The 26,447-nt window shown below is 68.2% G+C and carries 24 protein-coding genes; 6 read left to right on the top strand and 18 right to left on the bottom strand.

Annotated elements, in window-relative coordinates; all coding sequences use genetic code 11:
• Positions 1-214: 214 nt before the first annotated feature.
• The 15 genes from AC3EGR_RS02605 to AC3EGR_RS02535 form a co-directional block, all read right to left on the bottom strand.
• The gene (locus tag AC3EGR_RS02605; protein ID WP_488544869.1) at positions 215-943 is read right to left on the bottom strand and encodes an endonuclease/exonuclease/phosphatase family protein; all 729 of its coding nucleotides are present in this window, start codon (positions 941-943) and stop codon (positions 215-217) included.
• Entirely contained in the window at positions 940-1,392 is a 453-nt protein-coding gene (nudB, locus tag AC3EGR_RS02600; protein WP_488544868.1) for a dihydroneopterin triphosphate diphosphatase, read from the bottom strand. Before nudB ends, AC3EGR_RS02605 begins: the two co-directional genes overlap by 4 nt.
• Positions 1,393-1,497: 105 nt before the next feature.
• The gene (aspS, locus tag AC3EGR_RS02595; protein ID WP_488544867.1) at positions 1,498-3,297 is read right to left on the bottom strand and encodes an aspartate--tRNA ligase; all 1,800 of its coding nucleotides are present in this window, start codon (positions 3,295-3,297) and stop codon (positions 1,498-1,500) included.
• Between the two features lie 45 nt (positions 3,298-3,342).
• On the bottom strand, positions 3,343-3,960 hold the full coding sequence (locus AC3EGR_RS02590; protein WP_488544866.1) for a DUF502 domain-containing protein: 618 nt from the start codon (positions 3,958-3,960) through the stop codon (positions 3,343-3,345).
• Between the two features lie 4 nt (positions 3,961-3,964).
• Positions 3,965-4,291, bottom strand: coding sequence for an FmdB family zinc ribbon protein (locus AC3EGR_RS02585; protein ID WP_488544865.1), 327 nt, complete (start codon positions 4,289-4,291; stop codon positions 3,965-3,967).
• Between the two features lie 88 nt (positions 4,292-4,379).
• The gene (locus tag AC3EGR_RS02580; protein ID WP_488544864.1) at positions 4,380-5,852 is read right to left on the bottom strand and encodes a high affinity choline transporter 1; all 1,473 of its coding nucleotides are present in this window, start codon (positions 5,850-5,852) and stop codon (positions 4,380-4,382) included.
• Positions 5,853-5,917: 65 nt separating this feature from the next.
• Positions 5,918-7,483 carry a ubiquinone biosynthesis regulatory protein kinase UbiB gene (gene ubiB / locus AC3EGR_RS02575; protein WP_488544863.1) on the bottom strand — a complete coding sequence of 522 codons (1,566 nt, stop codon included), beginning with the start codon at positions 7,481-7,483 and terminating at the stop codon, positions 5,918-5,920.
• Complete coding sequence (locus tag AC3EGR_RS02570; RefSeq protein WP_488544862.1) at positions 7,480-8,061, bottom strand: hypothetical protein; 582 nt, start codon at positions 8,059-8,061, stop codon at positions 7,480-7,482. Before AC3EGR_RS02570 ends, ubiB begins: the two co-directional genes overlap by 4 nt.
• Before the next feature lie 69 nt (positions 8,062-8,130).
• On the bottom strand, positions 8,131-9,147 hold the full coding sequence (locus AC3EGR_RS02565) for a Tim44 domain-containing protein (RefSeq protein ID WP_488544861.1): 1,017 nt from the start codon (positions 9,145-9,147) through the stop codon (positions 8,131-8,133).
• A gap of 31 nt (positions 9,148-9,178) precedes the next feature.
• Complete coding sequence (gene ubiE / locus AC3EGR_RS02560) at positions 9,179-9,910, bottom strand: bifunctional demethylmenaquinone methyltransferase/2-methoxy-6-polyprenyl-1,4-benzoquinol methylase UbiE (RefSeq protein WP_488544860.1); 732 nt, start codon at positions 9,908-9,910, stop codon at positions 9,179-9,181.
• Positions 9,911-9,922: 12 nt separating this feature from the next.
• On the bottom strand, positions 9,923-10,333 hold the full coding sequence (locus AC3EGR_RS02555; protein WP_488544859.1) for a gamma-butyrobetaine hydroxylase family protein: 411 nt from the start codon (positions 10,331-10,333) through the stop codon (positions 9,923-9,925).
• A gap of 25 nt (positions 10,334-10,358) precedes the next feature.
• Entirely contained in the window at positions 10,359-11,993 is a 1,635-nt protein-coding gene (locus AC3EGR_RS02550) for a ShlB/FhaC/HecB family hemolysin secretion/activation protein (protein ID WP_488544858.1), read from the bottom strand.
• A 50-nt stretch (positions 11,994-12,043) separates the two neighbouring features.
• Positions 12,044-13,420, bottom strand: a complete 1,377-nt coding sequence (locus AC3EGR_RS02545; RefSeq protein WP_488544857.1) for a FecR family protein — start codon at positions 13,418-13,420, stop codon at positions 12,044-12,046.
• 131 nt (positions 13,421-13,551) lie between these two features.
• A complete protein-coding gene (locus AC3EGR_RS02540; RefSeq protein ID WP_488544856.1) occupies positions 13,552-13,986 on the bottom strand; it encodes an HIT family protein in 435 nt (144 codons plus the stop codon).
• Entirely contained in the window at positions 13,983-17,879 is a 3,897-nt protein-coding gene (locus tag AC3EGR_RS02535; RefSeq protein ID WP_488544855.1) for a DUF3683 domain-containing protein, read from the bottom strand. The genes AC3EGR_RS02540 and AC3EGR_RS02535 overlap by 4 nt, the downstream gene beginning before the upstream one ends.
• Before the next feature lie 185 nt (positions 17,880-18,064).
• On the opposite strand from AC3EGR_RS02535, the gene ugpB reads away from it, so the two are divergent.
• From ugpB to ugpQ, 5 genes are all read left to right on the top strand, one after another.
• The gene (ugpB, locus tag AC3EGR_RS02530; protein ID WP_488544854.1) at positions 18,065-19,375 is read left to right on the top strand and encodes a sn-glycerol-3-phosphate ABC transporter substrate-binding protein UgpB; all 1,311 of its coding nucleotides are present in this window, start codon (positions 18,065-18,067) and stop codon (positions 19,373-19,375) included.
• 151 nt (positions 19,376-19,526) lie between these two features.
• A complete protein-coding gene (gene ugpA / locus AC3EGR_RS02525) occupies positions 19,527-20,408 on the top strand; it encodes a sn-glycerol-3-phosphate ABC transporter permease UgpA (RefSeq protein WP_488544853.1) in 882 nt (293 codons plus the stop codon).
• Entirely contained in the window at positions 20,408-21,262 is an 855-nt protein-coding gene (gene ugpE / locus AC3EGR_RS02520; RefSeq protein ID WP_488544852.1) for a sn-glycerol-3-phosphate ABC transporter permease UgpE, read from the top strand. Before ugpA ends, ugpE begins: the two co-directional genes overlap by 1 nt.
• Positions 21,263-21,328: 66 nt before the next feature.
• Positions 21,329-22,339, top strand: a complete 1,011-nt coding sequence (locus tag AC3EGR_RS02515; protein WP_488544851.1) for a sn-glycerol-3-phosphate import ATP-binding protein UgpC — start codon at positions 21,329-21,331, stop codon at positions 22,337-22,339.
• Positions 22,336-23,070 (top strand): glycerophosphodiester phosphodiesterase, encoded by a 735-nt coding sequence (ugpQ, locus tag AC3EGR_RS02510; RefSeq protein ID WP_488544850.1) that lies wholly within the window; start codon positions 22,336-22,338, stop codon positions 23,068-23,070. Before AC3EGR_RS02515 ends, ugpQ begins: the two co-directional genes overlap by 4 nt.
• Before the next feature lie 21 nt (positions 23,071-23,091).
• Here ugpQ and AC3EGR_RS02505 read toward each other — a convergent pair whose 3' ends face one another.
• The 3 genes from AC3EGR_RS02505 to AC3EGR_RS02495 all read right to left on the bottom strand — a co-directional run bounded on the left by AC3EGR_RS02505 (position 23,092) and on the right by AC3EGR_RS02495 (position 25,571).
• Positions 23,092-23,682, bottom strand: a complete 591-nt coding sequence (locus tag AC3EGR_RS02505; RefSeq protein WP_488544849.1) for a DUF3501 family protein — start codon at positions 23,680-23,682, stop codon at positions 23,092-23,094.
• Between the two features lie 9 nt (positions 23,683-23,691).
• On the bottom strand, positions 23,692-25,044 hold the full coding sequence (locus AC3EGR_RS02500; RefSeq protein ID WP_488544848.1) for a heterodisulfide reductase-related iron-sulfur binding cluster: 1,353 nt from the start codon (positions 25,042-25,044) through the stop codon (positions 23,692-23,694).
• Between the two features lie 104 nt (positions 25,045-25,148).
• Positions 25,149-25,571 carry a rubrerythrin family protein gene (locus AC3EGR_RS02495; RefSeq protein ID WP_488544847.1) on the bottom strand — a complete coding sequence of 141 codons (423 nt, stop codon included), beginning with the start codon at positions 25,569-25,571 and terminating at the stop codon, positions 25,149-25,151.
• Positions 25,572-25,816: 245 nt separating this feature from the next.
• Between AC3EGR_RS02495 and AC3EGR_RS02490 the strand changes: the two genes are divergently transcribed.
• On the top strand, positions 25,817-26,434 hold the full coding sequence (locus tag AC3EGR_RS02490; protein WP_488544846.1) for a VOC family protein: 618 nt from the start codon (positions 25,817-25,819) through the stop codon (positions 26,432-26,434).
• Positions 26,435-26,447: the final 13 nt, after the last annotated feature.

Raw genomic sequence — 26,447 nt, 5'->3', positions numbered from 1 at the left:
GGAGTAGGCGCGGTTCGCAGCCCAGGCTGGCCGCCTGGGCAAGGACCGCAACGACCTCCTGCGCCCCTTATCGCCCCGGCCCGTCGGGTGAGCGCCAGAAAGGCCGCATGCGTTGTTGCAAATCCTCGCCAGGTGTCCAACCTGGCTGCGGTTTGCGCCTGGCCTGCGGCCTTTCTGGCGCTCACGGGGGGTGCTATTTCCCTGTTTCACTGGACTACAGCTTGAACTCCGCGATCAGCGGCAGGTGGTCCGACATGCGCCACCAGATGCGGCCGCGGGGAATCTCGATGCCGACCGGCTTCAGGCCGCGGGCATAGACATAGTCGAGCTGCGCCAGGGGCAGCCGCGAAGGATAGGTGGCGGCGCGTTCACCCACGAAGTCGCGGAAGCCATGCCCGCACAGGACCGGCCGCAGCTTGCCGCCCCAGTCGTTGAAGTCGCCCGCCACCAGGACCGGCGCGCCGCTCGGGACCTCGCGCTCGATGAAGCGCACCATCTGCTCCACCTGGCGCACGCGGCTGCCGGCGATGAGGCCGAGGTGCAGCACGATGACGTGCACCACCCGGCGCTTGACCTTCAGCTCCACGTGCAGCAGGCCGCGCTGCTCGAACCGGTGGTCCGACATGTCCTCGTGGCCCTGGGTCACCACCGGCCAGCGCGACAGCAGGGCGTTCCCGTGCTCGCCGTGCTTGGTCTTCGCGTTGGTCTGGTACACGGCGGAGTAGCCTTCCGGGCAGAGGAACTCCGCCTGCGGCAGCTCCGGCCAGCGGGTGAAGTACTGTTCCTCGCGCCGGTGGAGCTTGCGCACCTCCTGCAGGCAGACGACGTCGGCGTCGAGCTGCTCCACCGCATGGCCGATGTTGTGGATCTCCAGCCGCCGCGCCGGGCCCAGTCCCTGCACGCCCTTGTGGATGTTGTAGGTGGCGATGCGAAGGACGCTCATGAAATGAATTCTGGCAGCATCAGGATCGCTTCGGCGTTCGAAGGAGAGAAGCAGGTGTCCGCCGCCTGTCGGTAGGGCAGCCACTGCCAGGCCGTGTGCTCGCGCGGGTTGAGCGTCACGGGCGTGCCGGCCGGCACGCACAGGCCGAACACGTGTTCCCGGTTGCGCCACACGCCGGGGGCGTAGCGGTGCAGGTAATGGGAGTAGATCGTGTAGACGTTCTCGAGATTCCAGTCGGTCAGCGTGCCGATGGACGCGTCGATGCCGGTCTCCTCGCGGACCTCGCGCACCGCGGTTTCGCGGAAACTTTCGTCTTCGTGGTCCTTGGACCCGGTCACGGATTGCCAGGTGCCCGGGGTGTCGGCCCGGTTGATCAGCAGCACGTCCAGGGCGGACGTGTGGATCACGACCAGGACGGAGAGCGGGATCTTGTACGGGCGCGGCGTCACCGGCGCATTCTGCCGGGAATCCCATCAGCGCAGAGGCGCGCAGGGCAGCAGAGGATGTGCAAGGAAGCCTCCCTGCAACCCCTTGCGCCTCTGCGGTGGAGGGTCCTACTCCGTCTGCGGGTTGCGCAGCCGGATGTGCAGCTCGCGCAGCTGCTTTTCGTCCACCGGACCCGGGGCCTGGGTCAGCAGGTCCTGGGCGCGCTGGGTCTTGGGGAAGGCGATCACGTCCCGCAGCGACTCGGCGCCCGTCATCAGCATGACGAAGCGGTCCAGGCCGATGGCGATGCCGCCGTGCGGCGGCGCGCCGTACTGCAGCGCGTCCAGCAGGAAGCCGAACTTCGCCTTGGCTTCCTCTTCGCCGATCTTCAGGGCGCGGAACACCTTGCTCTGGACTTCCTCCCGGTGGATACGCACCGAGCCGCCACCGAGTTCGATGCCGTTGAGCACCGCGTCGTAGGCCTTGGCCAGGCAGCGGCCCGGGTCGGTCTCCAGCCAGTCCTCGTGGCCGTCCTTGGGCGAGGTGAACGGGTGGTGCACCGCGTTCCAGCGCTGCGCGTCCTCGTCGAACTCGAACATGGGGAAGTCCACCACCCACAGCGGCTTCCACGCGCCCTGGATCAGGCCCTTGGCCTTGCCGAACTCGCTGTGGCCCACCTTCACGCGCAGCGCGCCGATGGCGTCGTTGACCACCTTGGCCTTGTCGGCGCCGAAGAAGATCAGGTCGCCGTCCTGCGCGCCCGTGCGCTTGAGGATCTCGGCGATCGCGCGGTCGTGCAGGTTCTTCACGATCGGCGACTGCAGGCCCTCGCGGCCCTTGGCCACCTCGTTGACCTTGACCCACGCCAGGCCCTTGGCGCCGTAGATCTTCACGAACTCCGTGTAGCCGTCGATCTCGCCGCGGCTCATCTCGCTGCCGGCGGGCACGCGCAGGCCGACCACGCGGCCGTCCTCGGCGTTCGCCGGGCCCGAGAACACCTTGAAGTCCACGTCCTTCATGACGTCGGTCAGCTCGGTGAACTCCAGCTGCACGCGCAGGTCCGGCTTGTCGGAGCCGTACAGGCGCATGGCGTCGGCATGCTGCATCACCGGGAAGGCGCCGATGTCGATGCCCAGCACGTTCTGGAAGGTGCTGCGGATCATGCCCTCGAACATCGTGCGGATCTCTTCCTCCTTCATGAAGGAGGTCTCCACGTCGATCTGCGTGAACTCGGGCTGGCGGTCGGCGCGAAGGTCCTCGTCGCGGAAGCACTTGGTGATCTGGTAGTAGCGGTCGAAGCCGGACACCATCAGCAGCTGCTTGAACAGCTGGGGCGACTGCGGCAGCGCGAAGAACATGCCGTCGTGCACGCGCGAAGGCACCAGGTAGTCGCGCGCGCCTTCCGGGGTGCTCTTGGTCAGCATCGGCGTCTCGATGTCGATGAAGCCGTTGGCGTCCAGGAACTTGCGCACTTCCATCGTCACCTTGTAGCGCAGCATCAGGTTCTTCTGCATGTACGGGCGGCGCAGGTCCAGCACGCGGTGCATCAGGCGCGTGGTCTCCGACAGGTTCTCGTCATCGAGCTGGAACGGGGGCGTGACCGAGGGGTTGAGCACCGTCAGCTCGTGGCACAGCACCTCGATCCTGCCGCTCTTGAGGTTCTCGTTGGTGGTGCCGGCGGGGCGGGCGCGCACGACGCCCTTGACCTGGATGCAGTACTCGTTGCGCAGGCCTTCGGCGGCCTTGAACATCTCGGGACGGTCCGGGTCGCACACGACCTGCACGTAGCCTTCGCGGTCCCGCAGGTCCACGAAGATCACGCCGCCGTGGTCGCGGCGGCGGTTCACCCAGCCGCACAGGGTCACGGTCTGGCCCATCAGGGCCTCGGTCACCAGGCCACAGTAGGTGGTACGCATCGATTGGGACATGGGAAAGCTCTCGGGGAGAAAACGGGCCGGCGGGAAGCGCCGGCTTCAGCGGTTCGCGGGGGCGGTGGCCGGGACGACGACGCCCATGGACACCACGTACTTCAGCGCCTCGTCGACGCTCATCTTCAGTTCGATGCAGTCGCTCTTGCGCAGCATCACGAAATAGCCGCCCGTGGGATTGGGGGTCGTGGGGACGTAGACGCTGAGGTATTCCTCGCCGCGCAGGTAGGTCATGACGTCGCCGCCGGGGGCGCCGGTGACGAAGCCGATGGTCCACACGTCGGGGCGCGGCCACTGCACCAGCACCGCGGTGCGGAAGGCGTTGCCGCTCTCGGAGAACAGCGTGTCCGACACCTGCTTGACGCTGGAATAGATGCCGCGCACCACCGGGATGCGGGCCAGCATCCGGTTGCCCAGGTTGACCAGCTTGCGGCCGACGAAGTTGCTGGCGATGGCGCCGACGATCAGCAGGATGGCCAGCGTCAGCAGCACGCCGAAGCCGGGGATGTGCACCCCGATCAGCCGGTCAGGCCGCCAGGCCTCGGGCAGGATCAGCAGCGTCTGGTCGAGGGTATCGATGACCCAGCGCAGCACCGCCACCGTGATGGCGACCGGGACGATGACGAGCAGCCCCGCCAGCAACCATTTGCGCAGGGCGTGCATCGCTTCAGTGGCAGGCGCAGGACGCGCCGCAGCCGCCGGCCGACGCGCTCGGCGCGTCCGTCTTGGCCGGGGACGCCGGAGCCTCGCCCTTGCCGGAGTCGGCGGGCTTGCTCTCGGCCGCCGCCGGGGCGGGGGCGGACGCCGCACCGTTGCTGCGGAAATCCGTGGCGTACCAGCCCGAGCCCTTGAGCTGGAAGCCGGCGGCGGTGATCTGCTTGGCGAACTGGTCGGCGCCGCAGGCCGGACACTCGGTCAGCGGGGCGTCCGAAATCTTCTGCAGGACATCCTTGGCGTGGCCACAGGAGCCGCACTTGTAGGCGTAGATGGGCATGGCTGTGTCAGTCGTGGGATGCAAAGCCCTCAATTATAGGTGTCCCACCGAAAACCAAGCCCCGCGGGGAAATCGCCGGGGTGGGCGCTCACCGCGCCGGCATCCCCGCCACGTGGTGCACCAGCTCGTGCCGGTTCCTCAGGACCTGCGGCATCAGCGATCCCGCGATCATGCCCGCGAAGGCGGCCACCAGGCCGGCGAGCTGGCCGGGGAAGGCCTTGCCGAGCGCCTCGCCGCCCACCTGCGGGAAGAACAGCACCCACACCGCCACGCCCGCGGCCACCGAGCACACGGCGCCCTGGGTGGTCGCCCGCTTCCAGTACAGGCCCATCACCAGCGGCACGAAGGCGCCGACCAGGGTGACCTGGTAGGCCGTGGACACCAGCTCGTAGATCGAGGTGCCCTTCATCGCCACGGCGTAGGCCAGCACCAGCGCGGTGAAGGTCACGATGGTCGCCCGCATGGCGAACAGCTGCTCCTTGTCGCTCATGCGGGGGCGCATGTTCTTCAGGATGTTCTCCACGAAGCTGGTGGACGGTGCCAGCAGGGTTGCCGAGGACGTGCTCTTGATCGCCGAGAGCAAGGCGCCGAAGAACAGGATCTGCATCACGAGCGGCATCTTCGTCAGCACGAAGGTGGGCAGCACGCGCTGGTAGTCGTTCTTGGCCAGCTCCATGGCGCTGTCGCCCATCACCACCACGGCGCTGGCCACGATGAACATGGGGACGAAGGCGAACAGGATGTACGAGGCGCCGCCGATCACCGCGCCGTTGCGGGCGGTCTTCTCGTCCTTGGCCGACATGACGCGCTGGAACACGTCCTGCTGCGGGATGCTCCCCAGCATCATGGTCACGCCGGCCGCCACGAAGAAGGCCATGTCGGTCAGGGAGGCCTCGGGGAAGAAGCGCCAGAGGTCCTTGGAGGACGCGAGGGCCAGCACCTTGTCGGCGCCGCCGGCCAGATCGGCGGAGAAGATCGCGATGACGGCCAGGCCGATCACCAGCACGATCATCTGGATGAAGTCGGTCCAGGCCACGGCCAGGAAGCCGCCGATCACCACGTAGACCAGCACCGCCAGGGTGCCCACCACCATGCCGGTCGTCTCCGACATGGCGCCGTTGGTCAGCACGGAGAACACGAGGCCCAGGGCCGTGATCTGCGCCGCCACCCAGCCCAGGTAGCTCAGGATGATGGCCAGGGAGCAGAACACCTCGATGCCGCGCCCGTAGCGCAGGCGGTAGAAGTCGCCGATCGTCAGCAGGTTCTGCTTGTACAGCCGGGTGGCGAAGAACAGGCCCACCAGGATCAGGCAGGTGCCGGCGCCGAAAGGATCTTCCACGATGGCGTTCAGGCCGCCCTGCACGAAGCGCGCCGGGATGCCCATCACCGTCTCCGCCCCGAACCAGGTGGCGAAGGTGGTCGTGACCACCATGATCAGGGGCAGCCGGCGGCCGGCGATCGCGAAATCGGTGGTGTTGTGGATCCGCGTGCCGGCCCAGACCCCGATCGCCAGGGTCCCCAGCAGGTACAGGACGACAAAGGCAACGAGCGTGTAATTCATGGTCCCAACCCCCTCTCTCCCGCACCTGTCGGGCTGCGCGGCATTATGCCGAAGGGTCCCCCGGCCTAGAAGATCCGCATGCGGAGGAACAACAGGAGCATGCCCACCATGCCGATGGCGAATCCCAGGCCGGAATAGATGATGGTCTGGAGGAGCCGGTTGGTGCGGCGGAGTTCCGCCATCAGTTCATCGGCGTCCTCCTTGAGGATGCCGCGCTCGTGCCGCAGCCGGCGGTGCAGCAGGTGCGGCAGCTCGGGGAGGATCTTGGCGTAGCGGGGCGCCTGGTCGCGCAGCTCCTGCCACAGCTTCTGGGGACCGATCTGGTCCATCATCCAGCGCTCCAGGAAGGGCTTGGCCGTGCTCCACAGGTCCAGGTCCGGGTCCAGCTGGCGGCCCAGGCCCTCGATGTTCAGCAGGGTCTTCTGCAGCAGCACCAGCTGGGGCTGGATCTCCACGTTGAAGCGGCGCGAGGTCTGGAACAGGCGCATCAGCACCATGCCCAGCGAGATCTCGCGCAAGGGCCGGTCGAAATACGGTTCGCACACCGTGCGCACCGCGCCCTCCAGCTCGTCGACGCGCGTGCCCGGCGGCACCCAGCCCGACTCGATGTGCAGCTCCGCGACGCGCTTGTAGTCGCGCCGGAAGAAGGCGGTGAAGTTCTGCGCCAGGTAGTCCTTGTCGAACTCCGTGAGCGTGCCGATGATGCCGAAGTCCAGCGAGATGTAGCGCCCGAAGGTGCCCTGGGCCACGCTCACCTGGATGTTGCCCGGGTGCATGTCGGCGTGGAAGAAGCCGTCGCGGAACACCTGGGTGAAGAAGATGGTGACGCCGTCGCGCGCGAGCTGGCGCAGGTCCACGCCGTGCTCGCGCAGCCGCTCCGTCTGGCTGATGGGGATGCCGACCATGCGCTCCATCACGATGACTTCCGGGTGCACGAAGTCCCAGTGCATCTCCGGGATCATCACCAGGTGCAGGCTGGTCATGTTGCGGCGCAGCTGCGCGGCGTTGGCGGCCTCGCGCACCAGGTCCAGCTCGTCGTGCAGGTACTTGTCGAACTCGGCGACCACCTCGCGCGGCTTCAGCCGCCGGGCGTCGGCCGAGGCCTTCTCCACCCAGCGCGCCATCATGCGCATGAGGTCCAGGTCCTTCTCGATCACCGGCAGCATGCCGGGCCGCAGCACCTTGACCGCCACGTCGCGCACCTCGCCCGAGCGCAGCCGCGCGGTGGCGAAATGGACCTGCGCGATGGACGCGCTGGCCACCGGCTCCTGCTCGAAGGACTCGAAGACGGCGTTGAGCGGCCGGCGGAAGGCCCGCTCGATCGTCGCCACCGCCACCTCGGAGGGGAACGGCGGCACCCGGTCCTGCAGCAGGGCAAGTTCGTCGGCGATGTCGGGCGGCAACAGGTCGCGGCGGGTGGACAGCACCTGCCCGAACTTGACGAAGATCGGGCCCAGGTGCTCCAGCGCCTGGCGCAGGCGCTGCCCGCGCGGGGCATCGAGCTGCCTGCGGCGGCCGAAGGTGATGATCCGGGCCAGCCCGCGCAGACGGAAGCCGGAGAGCACCAGCTCGTCCAGCCCGTAGCGGAGGATGACCCAGAGGATGACGATGGCGCGCACGTAGCGCGTCATCCGCCTGCCTGCCCCGGAGTGCCGGGTGCCGCGGGGGCGGCGGTGCCGGCCGGCGCCGCGGCCGGTCCGCGGCCCGCGAACTGGCGCACGGCCTCGGCCATGCGCCGCATGGCGCCGCCCATGGCGTGGGCCGGCGCGTCGCCGAAGACGCGGGCGAGGTCTTCCTCGAGGTCCCAGCGCACGTGGTCGACCAGCCACTGCACCTCGGCTGCGAGCTGCACGTCGCCGGCGATGCGCACGGCCGGCTTGTCGCCGCGCAAGGCGGTCTGCGCCAGCGCCCAGGGCGACTCCTCGGTCAGCGTCAGCGTGAGGTCGGCCGCCTGCGACGCGGGGCCGAGGTCCAGCAGGCCCGCCGGCGTGGCGAGCAGCCGGACATTGAAATGGCGCCAGTGCGCCTCCACCAGCCGCCCCGCCTGGCGTTTCAGGCGCGCCTGCGCTTCCGGTTCCTGCTGCAGCACGTGATTGAGCAGCAGCACCAGGCGGTGCTGCATTTCCTGCACCATCCACGCAGGAGGCTGCAGCGCCTGGCCGACGCGGTCGAAGAGCTGGTCGAGGAAGGAAGGGGATGCACTGGCCATCCCCCGATTATGGGCGTACGGCGTTCGGCGTTGACGGGGTCCAGCCCCGTGCAACGCCTGACCCTGGCGCTATTGCAGCGCTTGCACCCCGGCCACCAGCCAGCCGGCCGTGCCGTCCTTGGGCTTGATCATGTTCCAGACCTCGCGGAAGGGTGCGGGACCCGCGGAGGGGTCCTCGCGGATCATGCCGGAGAACTCCACGCTGGCCATGAATTCCGTGGCGAGCTCCTCGATGCCGAGCAGTTGCGCCTCCAGCAGGACCACGTCCGTCTTCTGCGGCGTGGCGCCCTGCGCGCGGTCGCGGTCGGCGATCTGGCTGCGGATCTCCTGCAGCATCTCGTCGGTCATCATGCTGCGCAGGGTGGCGAGCTCGCCGCGGTCCCAGGCATCCTGCAGCGTGAGGAAGTTGCGCTTGGCGGCCTCCAGGAAGCCCTGGGTGTCGAAGCCGGCCGGGACGCCCCAGTTCTGCGTGCCCTGCAGCGCGTCCTGCTGCCCCTGGGGGGCGAGGGCGGAGCCGATGCGAACGCTGCCGCGCGCCGCGTCCTGCGCATGCTGCGCATCGAAACCGCTTTCCCACGGCCGCGCCGACGCATCGTTGCCCACCTTGTGCGGGTTGTACTGGCGCGGCGACAGCGGCTGGTCGGCGCTGAGGCCGCTGTTCTGGTAGGAGCCGCGCGGCATGCCGGCGGCGGCCGGTTGGGCGGAGCGGCGGCGCATCATGCCCACGGCCATCAGGACCAGCAGGCCCACGAGCAGCAGCAGCATGACGTTGCCGAAGCCGGCGCCGAAGCCCAGCGCATGCGCCAGCGCGGCGAGGCCCAGGCCGGCGGCCAGGCCGCCCAGCATGCCGCCCCAGCGGCTGCGTTGCGGCTGCGGCGCGGTGGCGGGGGACGGCGCGTCAGGCGCCGTGCTGCGTTGCGCGTTGGCGGGTGCCGTGGGCGTGGCCGTCGGCGGGGTGGCCTGGCGCTGCGTCACGTTGGACGACTGGCGCCCGATCGAGCCGCCGCCGCCCATGCGGCGGGCCGCATCGGCGTCCATCGCCCCCAGGGCCAGCACGCCGGCGAGCAGAACGGTCCAGAGTTTCATGCGTCTCTCCTTTGCCTGCGCAGATGCGGCCTCAGCACTTGATTGCAACATGCAGGGCGGCAACGCCGGCCGTGAGGTTGTGGTAATCCACGTGCCCGAAGCCGCTCTGCTTCATCATCGCCTTCAGCTCCTCCTGCCCCGGATGCATGCGGATCGACTCCGCCAGGTAGCGGTAGCTCGCCTCGTCGCGGGCCACCAGCCGCCCCAACCGCGGCAGGATGTTGAACGAATACCAGTCATACGCCTTTTCCAGGGGCTTCGCCACCTTGGAAAACTCCAGCACGAGCAATTTGCCGCCCGGACGCAACACCCGGTGCATCTCGGCCAGCGCGGCACCCTTGTGCGTCATGTTGCGCAGGCCGAAGCCGACGCTGACGCGGTCGAAGCTCTCCGGCGCGAAAGGCAGTTTCTCCGCGTCGCAGACCAGGGTGGGAAGGACGATGCCGGCATCGAGCAGCCGGTCCCGTCCGACGCGCAGCATGGCGGCATTGATGTCGGTGTGCACCACCAGGCCCTCGCTGCCCACCTTGCGCGCGAACGCGCGGGCCAGGTCGCCCGTGCCGCCGGCGATGTCCAGCACGCGCTGGCCGGGGCGGATGTCCGCCGCGAGCACGGCGTAGGCCTTCCAGGCCCGGTGCAGGCCCATGGACATGAGGTCGTTCATCATGTCGTAGCGCGGCGCGACGGAATCGAACACGCCGCGCACCCGGCGGGCCTTCTCGCGTTCCTCGACGGACTGGAAGCCGAAGTGGGTCTGGCTCATGGCGCCCCTCCGTCAGTGCCCGCAGGCGTGACCCGCCTTGGCGGGCATGGCGGCGTCGCGGTCGACCCCGGCCTCGCCCAGGCGGCGGGTGTAGTCCTCCCACAGCTGTGCCTGCTGCGTCCCCAGGAAGTAGAGGTAGTCCCAGGAGAAGATGCCGCTGTCGTGCCCGTCCGAGAAGGTCGGCTTGACGCCGTAGTTGCCCACGGGCTCCAGCGACACCACCTGCACCTCGCGCTTGCCGGTCTGCAGCACCTCCTGGCCGGGTCCGTGCCCCTGCACCTCGGCGGAGGGCGAGTACACCCGCATCAGCTCGAACGGGATGCGATAGGTGGAACCATCGGAAAAGCCCACCTCCAGCACGCGCGAGGCGCCGTGCAGGGTCAGGGCTGTGGGGGAAGGGGTGTCGCTGCGCAAACCGGCCATGGGCGCAGTTTACGCGGCGGCTTCGCTAAAACCGGATACCGAGCGTGACGTAGAGCCGGTCGTCGCCTTTTTGCGGCGAACCCGCGTTGAGCGCCAGCGGCACGCGGCTGCCACGCACCAGCTTGCCGTAGTCGGCGGTCGCCACCAGCGCGCCGCGCACGAAGCGCAGGCCCACGCCCACGCTCGCCAGGTGATCCCAGGCGGGATTGGTGAGGTCGTCGGGCTTGTTGTTGCGTACGTAACCGGCGTCGGCGAAGGCCAGCAAGCGCAGCCCCGGCGCCGGCTCGGGCGTGAGCAGTTCCACCGTCACGGAAAGGCCGGAGTCACCCGTCACCGGACGGTCGGCGTCGGTCCCGCGCACGGAGCCCACGCCGCCGATGCCGAACTGCTCGCCCGCGATCATCACGTCGGGGCTGTACTGGAACAGGGCGCGCGTGTTCAGCAGCCAGCCGGTGAACACGCCGCCGGTCATGCTGGCCGCGCCGCGCACGGCCTTGAAGTGCACGGTCTCGATGCGCGGATCCTCGCTCCGGTGGGAGGCCAGGTCGTTGTGGGAACCGGATCCCGTGTTCCACGCGAGTTCGAGGTTGTAGCCCCATGCGGAGTTGTCGGCCTCGGTGCGCGCCGTGTAGCCGAGCGTGAGCGGACGGCTGCGCCGGTCTTCCTGCCCGAACGGCAGGCCGTTCAGCAGCCCGGCATCGAACACCTTGTCCTCGAGCCCGAAGGACAGGTAGCTGCGGCGGCCGCCTTGGGGCGGCAGGTACTGCGTGTACGCGGCCGCGAAGGTGTGCCCGGCGCCCGTGCTGCGGAAGCCGCCGAAGTCGCCGACGACGTCCGAGCGCGTGTAGGTGGCACCGATGACCCCGCCCCACGCGTACAGCGGCACCTTGTACGTCAGGCCGAACTGCTTGACGTCGTCCGTGCGCTCGACGGAGGTCGTGTACGCGGCGACGAACTGGTGGTCGCGGTTCCACAGGTTGGTATGGCCCGCGGTCAGGATCACGCGGTCGCGTCCGGTCGACTCCGGCCCGGTGTTGGCGACGGCCACGCCCGCGGTCCAGGGACGCTGCTCCTTCACGGTGATGGTCGCGTCGATGCGGTCCGGCTCCGCGGACTCGCGCAGCCCCACCTGCACCTGCTTGTTCGGGTTCTCGTTGGCGATCGCCGTCTGGACCGCGAGGGTGCGGAAGTTGGGGCTCCCGCCTTCGCGCAGCTCCGGCAGCGTGCGCCGGATGTTGCCCTCGTCGTGGATCCGCGCGCCTTCGATGGCGACCTTGCCGATCGTGAACTTCACGATGTCCAGGCGCACGGTCGCGCCCACCTCCTGCGGCGGCAGGGCGACGCGGTGCAGGCCGTGGCCGCGGGCGCGCAGTTCCGCCTCGAGGGCAGCCGTGGCCTGCTGCAGCGTGGCCAGGGTCGCGTCGGCGCGGACGAAAGGCGCCAGCACCCGCTGCGCATCCGCTTCGCCGATCGGGTTCTCGCCGCCGATGCGAAAGCCCCGGATCGCGAACACCACCGGCGCGGCGGGCGTCGCCATCGGCGGCTCCGGGCGCGGCGCCGCGGGAGGGAGGGTAGCCTGCGCCTCGGCGTTGCCTGCGGCGAGAGCGACGAGGGCGAGCAGGGCGTGCCGCGCTGCGCGCGGCGGGACGGTGCCAGTCATGTTTCTATGCCGCTCGTTCTTCTTGGGGGAACCGCCTGCCACGCGGGCGTCTATTTGCAGACCTGGCTGCCGCGCACGCCGGACTCGCCCAGCACGCTCATGAGCAGCGGGTTGCGCGAGGTCGGCAGCGGAATGCGATCGAAGTCCATGAACCGGGGGATGAAGGTCGGCCGCAGGGTGTCGCCCCCCGGGCCCGCGAAGCCCGCCTCGCCGCGGCCGAGGTGCAGCACCTCGCCCAGCGTGGCGATCTCGATGTGCCCGTCGCGCACGAACACGAACAGGCCCTGCTCCGCGTCGGACAGGTCGGCCTCGGCGAACAGCCTGGCCGGCAAGTTGACCTGGTCGGGGCGTGGCAGCGTGCTGCCGGGCTCGTTGGCGATCGGGACCAGCGCGCCGCTGGCCGGGATGAAAACGCCCTGGCCGGCCTGCAGCACCTGCAGCGCGGCCTGGCCGGCCTGGCCGACCTCGATCGCACCCAGCCAGGTCCACAGGGTGAGGCCCGTGTCCGCTTCGCCCGGCTCGGCGGCACAAGGCCCGGTGCAGGTGAGGTCGAAGCCGGTGCCGCGGACACCGATGCTGGCCGTCGCGGTGCCGAAGCCCACGTTGCGGTTGTTCGCCCGCGCGATCAGCCCGGTGAGCGCCCGGATGGAGCCGCGCAGCACGGACACCAGGAACCGGCCCTCGGCCGCGTTCCGGTCGTCGTAGACGAAGTTGTCGATGCGAAAGCGCGCCTGCGAGCCGAGCGCCACGCGCGTGTCGTCGCGAAAGGCGAGCACGGCTTGCGCGCCGCGGGCCGTCTCCACCACGTCGCCGGGGTAGACGCTGCCGCCTTCGACGACGCGGCGGCGGTTGCCGGCAGCGTCGGTCGCGAAGATCTCGCCCTGCACGCCCGTGAGCCTGGCGCTGGCCTGGACGGCGTTGGGTCGCGCGCTTTCCTGCACCTGGCTGGACTCCTGCGCGCACTCGCGGGTGGTGCACAGGCGGGCGTCGAAATCGGTGCCGCGGATGCCGATCGTGGCGGTGCTGGTCTGCACGCGCGCGGCGCTGGGCGAGCCCTTGACAAGCAGGCCGGTGACCGCGCGGAAGCCGCCGCGCACCAGTTGCATCAGCATGCCGTTGTCCGACGCGTCCGGGCGGAACCGGTATTGCTGCAGCACCAGCTCGGAGTCGGGGCGCACGGTCACGCGGGTGCCGTCCTGCAGCCGCACGATGGCGAACGCCCCTTGCGAAGTGGTCAGCCGGTCGCCTTCGCGCAGGGGAAGGCCGCGGCCCAGGGTGCGCGGCGCCTCGCCAGGCGCCTGGGCGAAGCCGACGCCGCGCGCGAACTCCACTTCACCCGCCGTATGGGCCCGCGCGGGCGCCAGCACCAGCAGCAGGCTCGCGGCAACGAGCGACGCGAGCCACTGGAATCGACGGGGGCCAGGCATGGGAGGAACCTCCGGGAAGCGCTGTCGCAACTCGACCGGGTGGGTTATACACGGTCACCGCGGGACACGGTGCCCGCCGCCCGGGGGAGGCAGCCGCTTCCCCCGCGCGGGATGTCACGAACGCGGGTGTTTCAGGCCGCGCCCGGCAACACGCGCCGCAGATCGTCCTCGAGCGCCGGCAGGCGCGCGGCGACTTCCTGCAGCCGCAAGGCGTCCGCCGGCCGCTGCGGGCTGGCCCAGACCGCGCCGGGGAAGTGGCTGTCCCAATCGAAGCGGGCGATGACGTGCCAGTGCAGGTGCGGCACCGCGTTGCCGAGGGAAGCGAGGTTCACCTTGGCCGGCTGCAGGTGACGGATCAGCGCCTGCTCGACCGCGACGGCCACGTCGAGGCAGGCCATGCGGTCGGCAGCGGCGAGCTGCGAGAACTCGCGCATGTGCTCCTGCCACACCACGCGGTAGAAGGCGGGAAAGCCGGGCTCTTCGGCGTGGATCAGGCGCCACCTGGGCGCCTGCACGACCACCCGGCCGCCGGCCGCATCGCACAGCGCGCAGCCCGCGGGATTCACACCAGCACCCGCTCGATGCCGCCGTTGTTCGCAGCCGCCACGTACTGCTTCATCCAGTCCTCGCCCAGGATCTTGTTCGCCATCTCCACGACGATGTAGTCGGCCTCCAGCAGGCCGTTCTGCAGGTCGTGGTTGTAGCGGTGCATGCCTTGCAGGCAGCTCGGGCAGCTGGTGAGGATCTTGATGTTGCCCTTCTCCGGCACGGCCCCCGAGGCGCGCAGCGCCGCTTCGTCCTTGCGCAGCTCTTCTTCCTTGCGGAAGCGCACCTGCGTGGCGATGTCGGGGCGCGTCACGCCGAAGGTGCCGGACTCGCCGCAGCAGCGCTCGGACTTGCGCACGTTCTCGCCCATGAGCGCCTTCACGGTCTTCAGCGGCTCCTGCAGCTTCATCGGCGAGTGGCACGGGTCGTGGAACAGGTAGCCGCCGGCGCCTTCGAGCTTGATGCCCTTTTCCAGCAGGTACTCGTGGATGTCGATGATGCGGCAGCCGGGGAAGATCTTGTCGAACTCGTAGCCCTGCAGCTGGTCGTAGCAGGTGCCGCAGGAGACCACCACCGTCTTGATGTCCAGGTAGTTCAGCGTGTTGGCCACGCGGTGGAACAGCACCCGGTTGTCGGTGATCATCTTCTCGGCCTTGTCGAACTGGCCCGAGCCGCGCTGCGGATAGCCGCAGCACAGGTAACCTGGCGGCAGCACCGTCTGCACGCCCGCATGCCACAGCATGGCCTGCGTCGCCAGCCCCACCTGCGAGAACAGCCGTTCGGAGCCGCAACCGGGGAAATAGAAGACCGCTTCGGATTCCGCGTTGGTCGCCTGCGGGTCCCGGATGATGGGGACGTAGTCCTTGTCCTCGATGTCCAGCAGCGCGCGCGCGGTCTTCGTCGGCATGCCGGCAGGCAGCTTCTTGTTGACGAAGTGGACCACCTGCTCCTTGATCGGTGCGGGGAAATGCGTCTCCGGCGGCTTGTTCACCTGCAGGTGCGCCAGGGCGCGCAGCACCGTGTTGCCCAGGCGCTGGGCCCGGAAGCCGACGCCCACCATCAGCCCGCGGATCACCTTGATCGTCTCCGGGCTGGTGGCGTTGAGCATCAGCATCGCGGCGGCATTGCCGGGCCGGAAGCTCTTCTGCCCCATCTTGCGCAGGAGGTTGCGCATGTTCATCGACACGTCGCCGAAGTCGATGTTCACCGGGCAGGGGTTCACGCACTTGTGGCACACCGTGCAGTGCTCGGAGACGTCCTCGAACTCCTCCCAGTGCTTGATGGACACGCCGCGGCGCGTCTGCTCCTCGTAGAGGAAGGCCTCCACCAGCAGCGAGGTGGCCAGGATCTTGTTGCGCGGGCTGTACAGCAGGTTGGCGCGCGGCACGTGGGTGGCGCACACCGGCTTGCACTTGCCGCAGCGCAGGCAGTCCTTGATCGAATCGGCGATCGCGCCGATGTCCGACTGCTGCATGATGATCGACTCGTGCCCCATCAGGCCGAAGGACGGCGTGTAGGCGTTGGTCAGGTCCGCGTACACCGAGGTGTCGGCGTCCACTTCGCCTGCGGTCGAGGGGCGCAGCAGCTTGCCCTTGTTGAAGCGGCCCTCGGGGTCGACCCGCTGCTTGTAGTCGGCAAAGGGCGCGATCTCCTCGTCGGTGAGGAATTCGAGCTTGGTGATGCCGATGCCGTGCTCGCCGGAGATCACGCCGTCGAGCGAGCGCGCCAGCACCATGATGCGCTTCACCGCCTCGTGGGCCGTCTGCAGCATCTGGTAGTCGTCGCTGTTGACGGGGATGTTCGTGTGCACGTTGCCGTCGCCGGCATGCATGTGCAGCGCCACCCAGACCCGGCCCTTGAGCACGCGCTTGTGGATCGCGTTCACTTCGGCCAGCAGCGGCGTGAAGGCATTGCCGGAGAAGACGGCGGCCAGCGGAGCGCGGATCTGCGTCTTCCAGCTGGCGCGCAGCGAGTGGTCCTGCAACTGCGGGAACAGCGTCTCCACGCCGTCCAGCCAGCCCTGCCACTGCGCGCGCACGTCGCGGATCAACGCGATCGCCTGCTGCACGCGGTCCTCCAGCAGTTCCGCCGAGGGGATCTCGCCGGCATCGTCCTGCCGGCCGAGCGGCAGGTTGCCGCGCGCGAAGAAGACTTCGAGTTCGCCGGCGAGCTGGATCTTGTTGCGCAGGCTCAGCTCGATGTTGATGCGCTCGATGCCGTCGGTGTACTCCGCCATCCGCGGCAAGGGGATCACCACGTCCTCGTTGATCTTGAAGGCATTGGTGTGCTTGCTGATGGCGGCGGTGCGCTTGCGGTCCAGCCAGAACTTCTTGCGCGCTTCCGGGCTGATCGCGATGAAGCCCTCGCCGCTGCGCGAATTCGCCAGGCGCACCACTTCCGACGTCGCACGCCCGACCGCATCGGGGTCGTCGCCGGCGATGTCGCCGATCAGGACCATCTTGGGCAAGCCGCCCCGCTTCGATTTCGTCGTGTAGCCGACCGCACGCAGGTAGCGGTCGTCCAGGTGCTCCAGGCCGGCGAGCACCACGCCGCTGCGGCGCTGCTCGGCGAACATGAAGTCCTTGATCTCCACGATGCTGGGCACCGCGTCCCTGGCGTTGCCGAAGAACTCCATGCAGACCGTGCGGGTGTGCGCCGGCATGCGGTGCACGACCCAGCGCGCGCTGGTGATCAGGCCGTCGCAGCCTTCCTTCTGGATGCCGGGCAGCCCGGAGAGGAACTTGTCGGTGACGTCCTTGCCCAGGCCTTCCTTGCGGAAGCGCGAACCCGGGATCTCCAGCCGCTCGGTGCGGTCCGGCTTGTTCCAGTCGATCCGGTTCGACGCGCCGAAGTAGCGCAGCTCGAAGGTGGCGACCGGCGCGTCGTGGATCTTGCCCAGGTTGTGGTCCAGGCGCACGACCTCCAGCCACTCCGCGTCGGGCGTGACCATGCGCCAGGACACCAGGTTGTCCAGGGCCGTGCCCCAGAGCACGGCCTTCTTGCCGCCGGCGTTCATCGCGACGTTGCCGCCGATGCACGAGGCCTCGGCCGAGGTCGGGTCGACGGCGAACACGAAGCCCGCCCGTTCGGCGGCATCGGACACGCGCTGCGTCACCACGCCGGCCTCGGTCCAGATCGTCGGCACCGGCTCCGCATGGCCGGGGATGGCGATCTTCTCGACCTCGGTCATGGACTCGAGCTTCTCGGTGTTGATCACCGCGCTCTTCCACGTGAGCGGGATCGCGCCGCCGGTGTAGCCGGTGCCGCCGCCGCGCGGGATGATCGTCAGGCCCAGCTCGATGCAGCCCTTGACCAGGCCGGCCATCTCGGCCTCGGTGTCGGGCGTCAGCACCACGAACGGGTACTCGACCCGCCAGTCGGTCGCGTCGGTCACGTGCGAGACGCGCGACATGCCGTCGAACTTGATGTTGTCTTTTGCCGTATAGCGGCGCAGCAGGCGTTGCGCGCGCGCACGCAGTTCCGCGGTCTTGGTGAAGGCGCGGTCGAAGGCTTCGACGGCGCGGCCCGCATCCGCCAGCAGTTCGCCCACCAGCGCGTCGCGCTGCGGGTCGCCCTGCGCGTCACGCCGCTTCTCGACTTCGCCCAGGCGGTGGTGCAGCGCCTCCACCAGCTGGCGCCGGCGCTTGGGGTTGTCCAGCAGGTCGTCCTGCAGGTAGGGATTGCGCTGGACCACCCAGATGTCGCCCAGCACCTCGTAGAGCATGCGTGCCGAGCGGCCGGTGCGGCGCTCGTCGCGCAGGCGATCGAGGATCTCCCAGGCGCGCGAGCCGAGCACCCGGATCACGATCTCCCGGTCGGAGAACGAGGTGTAGTTGTAGGGGATCTCGCGCAGGCGCGGGGCGTCGCCGTCGACGGCCGCCATGAGTTGTTCGAGTGTCGTTGGCGCGTTCATCGTGTCAGGGCTGTGTCAGCCAGACGTTCACTCGGCTGAAGGGGGATGTTACCGCAGCGCAGCAAGGCCGAGGCGGCGGTCATGGGAAACCCGCTTGCCGCGCTGGGGGCGCCTCTGTCTAATGCCCGGTCACCCGAAGACCGTAGAGTTACGGCCTTCACCGCAATCCGTTCAGGAGTCATCGAATGAAAATGAAGCTATCCGCCCTGGCGCTCACCGCCGCCCTCTTCGCCGCTGCCCCGGCGCAGGCGCAGACGGAGATCCAGTGGTGGCATTCCATGGGCGGGGCCCTCGGCGAGTGGGTCAACGACCTGGCCAAGGACTTCAACGCCAGCCAGAAGGACTACAAGGTCGTCCCCACGTTCAAGGGCAGCTATGCCGAGTCGATGACCGCCGGCATCGCGGCCTATCGCGCGGGCAATGCACCGCACCTGATCCAGGTGTTCGAAGTCGGCACCGCCACGATGATGGCCGCCAAGGGCGCGATCGTGCCGGTGGCGCAGGTGATGACCCAGGCCGGCCTGAAGTTCGATCCCAGCATCTACGTGCCTGCCGTGGCCGGCTACTACACGGCGCCGAACGGCCAGATGCTCAGCTATCCCTTCAACAGCTCGACGCCCGTCTTCCACTACAACAAGGATGCCTTCAAGGCCGCCGGGCTCGATCCCGAAAGCCCGCCGAAGACCTGGCCGGAAGTGGCGCTCGCCGCGGCCAAGCTCAAGGCTTCCGGCCACAAGTGCCCCTTCACCACCAGCTGGATCAGCTGGACCCAGCTGGAAAGCTTCTCGGCCTGGCACAACGTCCTGTACTCGACGAAGAACAACGGCTTCGGCGGGCTGGACACGCGCCTGGCCTTCAACAGCCCGCTGCACGTGCGCCACATCGAGAACCTGGCCAACATGGCCAAGGGCGGCCTGTTCGTCTACAAGGGCCGCGAGAACAAGGCCGACGCCACGTTCGTCTCGGGCGAGTGCGCCATGATCACCGGGTCCTCGGCGCTGGCCGGCAGCGTCAAGCGCAACAGCAAGTTCGGCTACGGCATCGGCGCCCTGCCCTACTACCCGGACGTTCCGGGCGCGCCGCAGAACACCGTGATCGGCGGCGCCAGCCTGTGGGTGATGGCCGGCAAGAAGCCCGACGAGTACAAGGGCGTCGCGCAATTCCTCAACTACTTGTCGAAGCCCGAAGTGGCGGCGGCGAGCCACCAGCGCACGGGTTACCTGCCGGTGACGAAGGCGTCGTTCGAACTCACCGAAAAGGGCGGCTTCTACAAGCAGAACCCCGGCTACGACGTCTCGGTCAACCAGATGGTCCGCAAGACCACCGACAAGTCGCGCGGCGTGCGCCTGGGCAACTTCGTGCAGATCCGCACCATCATCGACGAGGAACTCGAAGGCGTCTGGCAAGGCAGCAAGTCCGCCAAGGAAGCCCTCGACAACGCCGTCAAGCGTGGCAACGAGCAGCTGGAGCGCTTCCAGAAAGCCAACAAGGCCTGACGCCACCGCCGTCGTTCCCGCCCAGGCGGGAAGCCAGGGCAGGAAGGAAAGCCCCGCGCCGCGGGGCTTTTTCTTGCCAGCCCGGGGCTGCCCGCCTGCGCGGGCGTGACGGATCACAGGCAACGCACGCGTTCAGACACAATACGCCGCCATGGAGAAAAGGGTCCTGTTCAAGTCCGCCTGGCTGCCGTGGGTGCTCATCGCACCCCAGATGGCCGTCATCCTGGTGTTCTTCTTCTGGCCGGCGGGCCAGGCCCTGTACCAGAGCGTGCTGCAGGAGGACGCCTTCGGCGCCACCCGCGAGTTCGTCGGCCTGGAGAACTTCAAGCGGCTGTTCTCCGATCCGGGCTACCTGGTGTCCTTCCGCGTGACGGCCGTCTTCTCGGCGCTCGTCGCGGCCGGCGGGCTGGCGATCTCGCTGCTGCTGGCCGTGATGGCGAACCGCGTCGTGCGCGGCGCCGGCATCTACAAGACCCTCCTGATCTGGCCCTACGCGGTGGCGCCGGTGGTCGCCGGCGTGCTGTGGCTGATGATGTTCGCCTCGCCCTACGGGGCGATCCGCTACGCGCTAATCCAGATGGGGTTCGAATGGAACCACGTGCTCAATGGAAACCACGCGATGGCGCTGATCGTCATGGCGGCCATCTGGAAGCACATCTCGTACAACTTCCTGTTCTTCCTGGCGGGCCTGCAGTCGATCCCGACCTCGCTGATCGAGGCCGCGACCATCGACGGCGCCGGCCCCTGGAAGCGCTTCTGGAGCATCGTGTGGCCGCTGCTGTCGCCCACCACGTTCTTCCTGCTCGTCATCAACGTCGTCTATGCCTTCTTCGAGACCTTCGCCATCGTCGACGCGGCCACCAACGGCGGCCCCGGCAAGGACACGTCGATCCTGGTCTACAAGCTCTACTACGACGGCTTCAAGGCGATGGACATCAACGGCTCGGCCGCCCAGTCGGTGGTGCTGATGGTGATCGTCGTCGCGCTCACCGTCATCCAGTTCCGCTTCGTGGAAAAGAAGGTCCACTACTGATGGTCCAGCGCAATCCCATCCTCGATTTCTTCTCGCACCTGATCCTGGTGGTCGGTGTCGTGGTCATCTTCTTCCCGATCTACGTCACCTTCATCGGCTCGACGCAGACCTCGCAGCAGATCAGCTCCAGCTACCCGATCTCGTTGCTGCCCGGCAGCAACATCGTCGAGAGCTACCGGTTCGCGCTGTTCGGCGGCAAGACCGAGGCCGGCGCGACGGTGGCGCCCGCGCTGCCGATGATGGGCATCAGCCTGGCCAGCGCGCTGATCATCGCGATCGGCAAGATCGCCATCTCCATCCTGTCGGCGTTCGCGATCGTGTATTTCCGCTTCCCGGCCAAGAACATCGTGTTCTGGATGGTGTTCCTCACGCTGATGCTGCCGGTGGAGGTGCGCATCGGGCCGACGTACGAGGTCATCTCCGACCTCAAGATGCTCAATTCGATGGCGGGCCTGACCGTGCCGCTGATCGCGTCGGCCACCGCCACCTTCCTGTTCCGGCAGTTCTTCCTGACCGTGCCCGACGAACTGGTGGAAGCGGCACGCATGGACGGGGCCGGGCCGATGCGCTTCTTCCGCGACGTGCTGCTGCCGCTGTCCAAGACATCGATCGCCGCGCTGTTCGTCATCCAGTTCATCTACGGCTGGAACCAGTACCTCTGGCCGCTGCTGGTGACCACCGACGAACGCATGTACCCCATCGTCATGGGGATCAAGCGCCTGCTGTTCGGCGAGGTCTACATCGAGTGGAACGTGGTGATGGCCACGGCCATCCTGGCGATGCTGCCGCCGGCCGTGGTGGTGATCCTGATGCAGAAGTGGTTCGTCAAGGGCCTGGTGGATACGGAAAAGTAGGAACCTGCGTGACAGGCCGGGAAATTGCGCAGCGCATGGCTGCCCTGTCGCCAACCGATTAGAAACATGGCCTCCATCTCTCTTCGCAACGTCGTCAAGAAGTACGGCAAGGGCAAGCAGGAACTGCAGGTGATCCACGGCGTGAACGCCGAGATCGCCGACCGCGAGTTCGTCGTCATCGTCGGGCCGTCCGGCTGCGGCAAGTCCACCCTGCTGCGCATGGTCGCCGGCCTGGAGGAAATCAGCGGCGGCGAGATCGCCATCGGTGACCGGGTGGTGAACAGGCTCGAGCCGGCCGAGCGCGACATCGCCATGGTGTTCCAGAACTACGCGCTCTACCCGCACATGAGCGTGTTCGAGAACATGGCGTACGGCCTGAAGATCCGCAAGATGCCGATGGCCGAGATCAGGCAGCGCGTCGACAAGGCGGCCGGCATCCTGGAACTGGCGCACCTGCTCGATCGCAAGCCGCGCCAGCTCTCCGGCGGCCAGCGCCAGCGCGTGGCCATGGGCCGCGCCATCGTGCGGCAGCCGCAGGTCTTCCTGTTCGACGAGCCGCTGTCGAACCTGGACGCCAAGCTGCGCGCGCAGACCCGGCTGGAGATCCAGAAGCTGCACCGCGAACTGGGCATCACGTCCCTCTTCGTGACGCACGACCAGGTCGAGGCGATGACGCTGGCGCAGCGCATGATCGTGATGAACGCGGGCCGCATGGAGCAGTTCGGCACGCCGGAGGAGGTGTACCACCGGCCGGCGTCGACCTTCGTGGCCAGCTTCATCGGCTCGCCGCCCATGAATTTGCTCAAGCAGGCGCAGGGCGGCCGCGACGGCGCCATCACCGGCATCCGTCCCGAGCACCTGGACGTGAGCGACACCGGCTGGGAAGTGCGCACGGAGACGGTGGAACTGCTGGGGGCCGAACGCCTCGTCTACGGGCGCCTGAACGGCGAGCAGCTCATCGTCCGCATCGAGGAGGGGCAGCCCTCGCCGGTGGCCGACCAGGTGATCAAGGTGACGCCCCGCGCGGACCGGCTGCATTGGTTCGACGCCGGCACCGGCAAGCGGATCGCGGCATGACGGCCTGGCCGTACGCGCGCTGGATCGCCCATCGCGGCGCGGGCAAGCTCGCGCCCGAGAACACGCTGGCCGCCTTCCGCCTCGGGGCGGAACACGGCTACCGCATGTTCGAGTGCGACGTGAAGCTGTCGGCCGACGGCGTGCCCTTCCTGATGCACGACGCGACGCTGGAGCGCACGACCAATGGCCTGGGCACCGGCGGCGACCAGCCCTGGGACCAGCTCGCGCGGCTCGACGCCGGCAGCTGGCATTCGCGCCGGTATGCGGGCGAGCCGCTGCCCAGTTTCGAGAACGTCGCGCGCTACTGCCTGGCCAACCGCCATCTCCTGAACATCGAGATCAAGCCGACGCCGGGACACGAGGCGAAGACCGGCGAGGTCGTCGCGAACTACGCCGAGCGCCTGTGGCGCGGCCAGCACGTGCCGCCGCTGCTCACGTCGTTCCGCCCGGAGTCGCTGCAGGCCGCCCTGCAGGTGCAGCCGCAGCTGCCGCGCGGGCTGCTGCTGGACACTCTGTGGGACGGCTGGTGGGATGTCGCGCAGCGCCTGCAATGCGTGGCCATCGTGTGCAACCACGCGCTGTGGGATGCAGCCACCGTGAAGAAGGTGCAAGCCGGCGGCATGCGCTGTCTGAGCTACACCGTGAACGACGAATGGGCGGCGCAGCGGCTGTTGCAGCTGGGCACCGACGGGATCATCACGGACCGGGTGGAGCTGTTCTCGCCGGCCTGAAGCGGCGGGGTTCGCTGGCGCTCAGCGCAGATCGCCCGCCAGCGACGCCAGCGTCTCCGGCGCTATCGCCACGTGCGCCGGATAGTGCGTGTGGTCGCAACCCAGTTTCACCGCCGCGCCCGCCTTCACCGCCGCGCGCATCGCCGGCGTGAGCTCGAAGCGCAGGAAGTGCACCGCCGACGTCTTCTCGTCGTTCTCGCGCTCCAGGTCCTCGTCGGCGATCGCGTACACGCGGGCGTGGCCCTCGACCTCCACGAACATGCGCTGGGCCACGCCGATCAGCCGCGCGAGTTCGCGCCGGCGCTCGTTCTCGTCCGGGTACTCGATGAGCATCGTGGCCTTCCAGTTGCCGCCGTCCGGCACCAGCGGCGCATAGGCATCGATCTCCTGCTGGATGCCCTCCTCCTCGAAGATCTTCTCGATGCGCAGCATCTCCTGGATCTGGTAGCGCATCGTGAGTTCGCTTTCGAACTGCACGGTGAGGTTCTCGCCGAGGTGCACGTTGCGCAGCTTGCGGTGCGCCACGAGCTCGCCGTGGTGCAGCTTGCGCCATTTCGCATAGGCCTCCAGCGTCATGAGGCTGTCGGCCGTGATCTTGCCGGTGAGTTGCATGGCTGGAATTCAGTCCAATCCGTAGGCCATCCGCAGCAGCGAGATGGGATGCTCCAGCCGCGGCGTGCCGAGGCCGTTGCGGTCGAAACCCTGGTCGATGTGGTGCCCGCCCAGCGGGCAGTCGGAGCTGATGTAGTCGGGCGCGCCGCCCTGCGGGTGCTCCGCCATCTTGCGGAACAGCGGCCGGCCGATCTTCATCGCGACCTCGTGGTAGGGCTTCTTCACGCCGAAGGTGCCGGCATGGCCGGAGCAGCGCTCGTTGGTGTGCACGAAGGTGCCGGGCACCATCTTGAGCAGCTCCTCGGTCTTCTTGCCGAAGTTCTGCACCCGCGTGTGGCAAGGCACCTGGTAGCTCACCTTGCCCAGGGGCTGGGGGAACTCGGTCTTGAGCAGGCCGTCGCGGCGGCGCGCGGCCAGGTACTCGAAGGGATCCCACATGGCTTCCTTGACCGCTTCCACGTCGGCCTCCCCGGGGTACATGAGCGGGATCTCCTGCTTGAACATGAGGGTGCAGCTGGGGACGGCGGAGAGGATGGCGTAGCCCTCCTTCGCGTACTTCAGCAGCACCGGCACGTTGGCGCGCTTGGCGGCGTCCACCGACTCCAGGTCGCCGAGCTCCAGCTTGGGCATGCCGCAGCACTGCTCCTTGTTCACCAGCACGTAAGGGATCTCGTTGTGCGCCAGGACCTTCAGCAGGTCCAGGCCGATGCCGGGCTCGTTGTAGTTGACGTAGCAGGTGGCGAAGATCGCGACCTTGCCCGGCGTGCGTTCGCCGTCCTTGACCGGCAGGTCGGCGGCTTTCGGCGCGGCACTGCGGAACTTGCGCGTGGCCAGCGCCGGCAGCCAGGCATTGCGGTCCACGTGCAGCGTCTTTTCCATGGCCGCGCGCATCGGCTTGGTCTGGTTCACCGCGTTGGCAATCTGCACGACCACCGGGATGCCGGCGAACTTGCCGTGCACGTCGGTGGAGGACAGGAATTTCGAGCCGAAGTCCACGCCGCCGTTCTTGAACTTGATCGCCTTGGCGCGAAGCATGGTGTGCGGGAAGTCCACGTTCCACTCGTGCGGCGGCACGTAGGGGCACTTGGTCATGTAGCACAGGTCGCACAGGTAGCACTGGTCGACGACCTTCCAGAAGTCCTTCTTCTCGACGCCGTCGATCTCGCCCGTCTTGCCCTCGTCCACCAGGTCGAACAGCGTGGGGAAGGCGCCGCACAGGCTCACGCAGCGGCGGCAGCCGTGGCAGATGTCGAAGATGCGCTCCAGCTCCTGGAGGGTCGCGCCCTCGTCGTAGTACTCGGGCGATTTCCAGGCGATGGGGTGGCGCGTGGGCGCCTGGAGATTGCCTTCGCGGACGGCCATCTTGTCTCCGTGGAGCGGGGTGTCTATGGGAGGGCTGGGGTCGGGACGCGCGCCGGCAGCGCCCCCACCCCAACCCTCCCCCAGTGGGGGAGGGACAGGCCGGATCAGTCGGCCAGTTCGTTCAGCGCCTTCGTGTAGCGGTTCGCGTGCGAGCGCTCCGCCTTGGCCAGGGTCTCGAACCAGTCGGCGATCTCGTCGAAGCCTTCCTGGCGCGCGGTCTTGGCCATGCCGGGGTACATGTCCGTGTACTCGTGGGTCTCGCCGGCGACGGCGGCCTTGAGGTTGTCGCGCGTGGGGCCTATGGGCAGGCCGGTGGCGGGGTCGCCGACCTGTTCCAGCCACTCCAGGTGGCCGTGGGCATGCCCCGTCTCGCCTTCGGCCGTCGACCGGAACAGCGCCGCCACGTCGTTCTGGCCCTCGACGTCGGCCTTGTTCGCGAAGTACAGGTAGCGCCGGTTGGCCTGGGACTCGCCCGCGAAGGCGGCCTTCAGGTTCTCTTCCGTCTTGGAGCCTTTGAGTGCTGCCATGGAGATCTCCTTCTGCGTGGATGAACAGGGGAAGCGATGCGCTCCGGCCGGGCCGGAGACGCTGCAAGCGTAGTGACGCGCCCGGGCGCCGTCTAATAGTGAGCCTCAATGCACCCTATGGAACAAGGCTATTCGTTTTCCGTGATGGATAAGTGTTGCCAAACGCCTTGCGCAGGCGCTCTGGAGCGGGGGAGAGCGTTACGGTATAGTAAACGCGTTACGCATAGGTAAATCCAGGAGCTTCCATGGCCGCCGTCATGAAGGACGCGGGCGCGCTGCCCGCCCCCGCGCCGATCCACCAGCTGCACCACGTCGCCTACCGCGCCAGGGATGCGGAGGAAACCCGCCGCTTCTACGAGGACATCCTCGGCCTGCCGCTGTACCACATCATCCAGAGCGACGTCGTGCCGAGCACGGGCGAGTACTGCCCCTACACGCACTTCTTCTTCCGGCTGCAGGACGGCTCGTTCATCGCCTTCTTCGACCTCGGCGACGACGTGGCCGCCGAGCCGTCGGCCAACACCCCCAAGTGGGTGCAGCACATCTCCTTCCGGGTCGACTCGATGCAGGCGCTGCGGGACATGAAGGCCCGGCTGGAGGCCAACAGCGTCGAGGTGCTCGGCATCACGGACCACCACATCTTCCACAGCATCTATTTCTTCGACCCGAACGGGATCCGCCTGGAGCTCACGGCCCAGCTCGCGGACGAGTTCCAGATGCTGCAGGAGAGCAAGACCGCCCATGCGCGCCTGAAGGAGTGGACGGCGCGCAAGGAGCAATGGCGCGCCGACCGCGCCGCCGGCAAGGCGGCCGCGCCGCTGAAGCCCCAGCAGAACGACCGTCCCGAGTTCGTCAAGAAGTGACGGCAGCGCCGCC

Source organism: Ramlibacter sp. G4-7, from assembly GCF_057784995.1.
The sequence above is the reverse complement of the archived record's forward strand: the minus strand, read 5'-3'. Positions and strand labels throughout refer to the sequence as shown.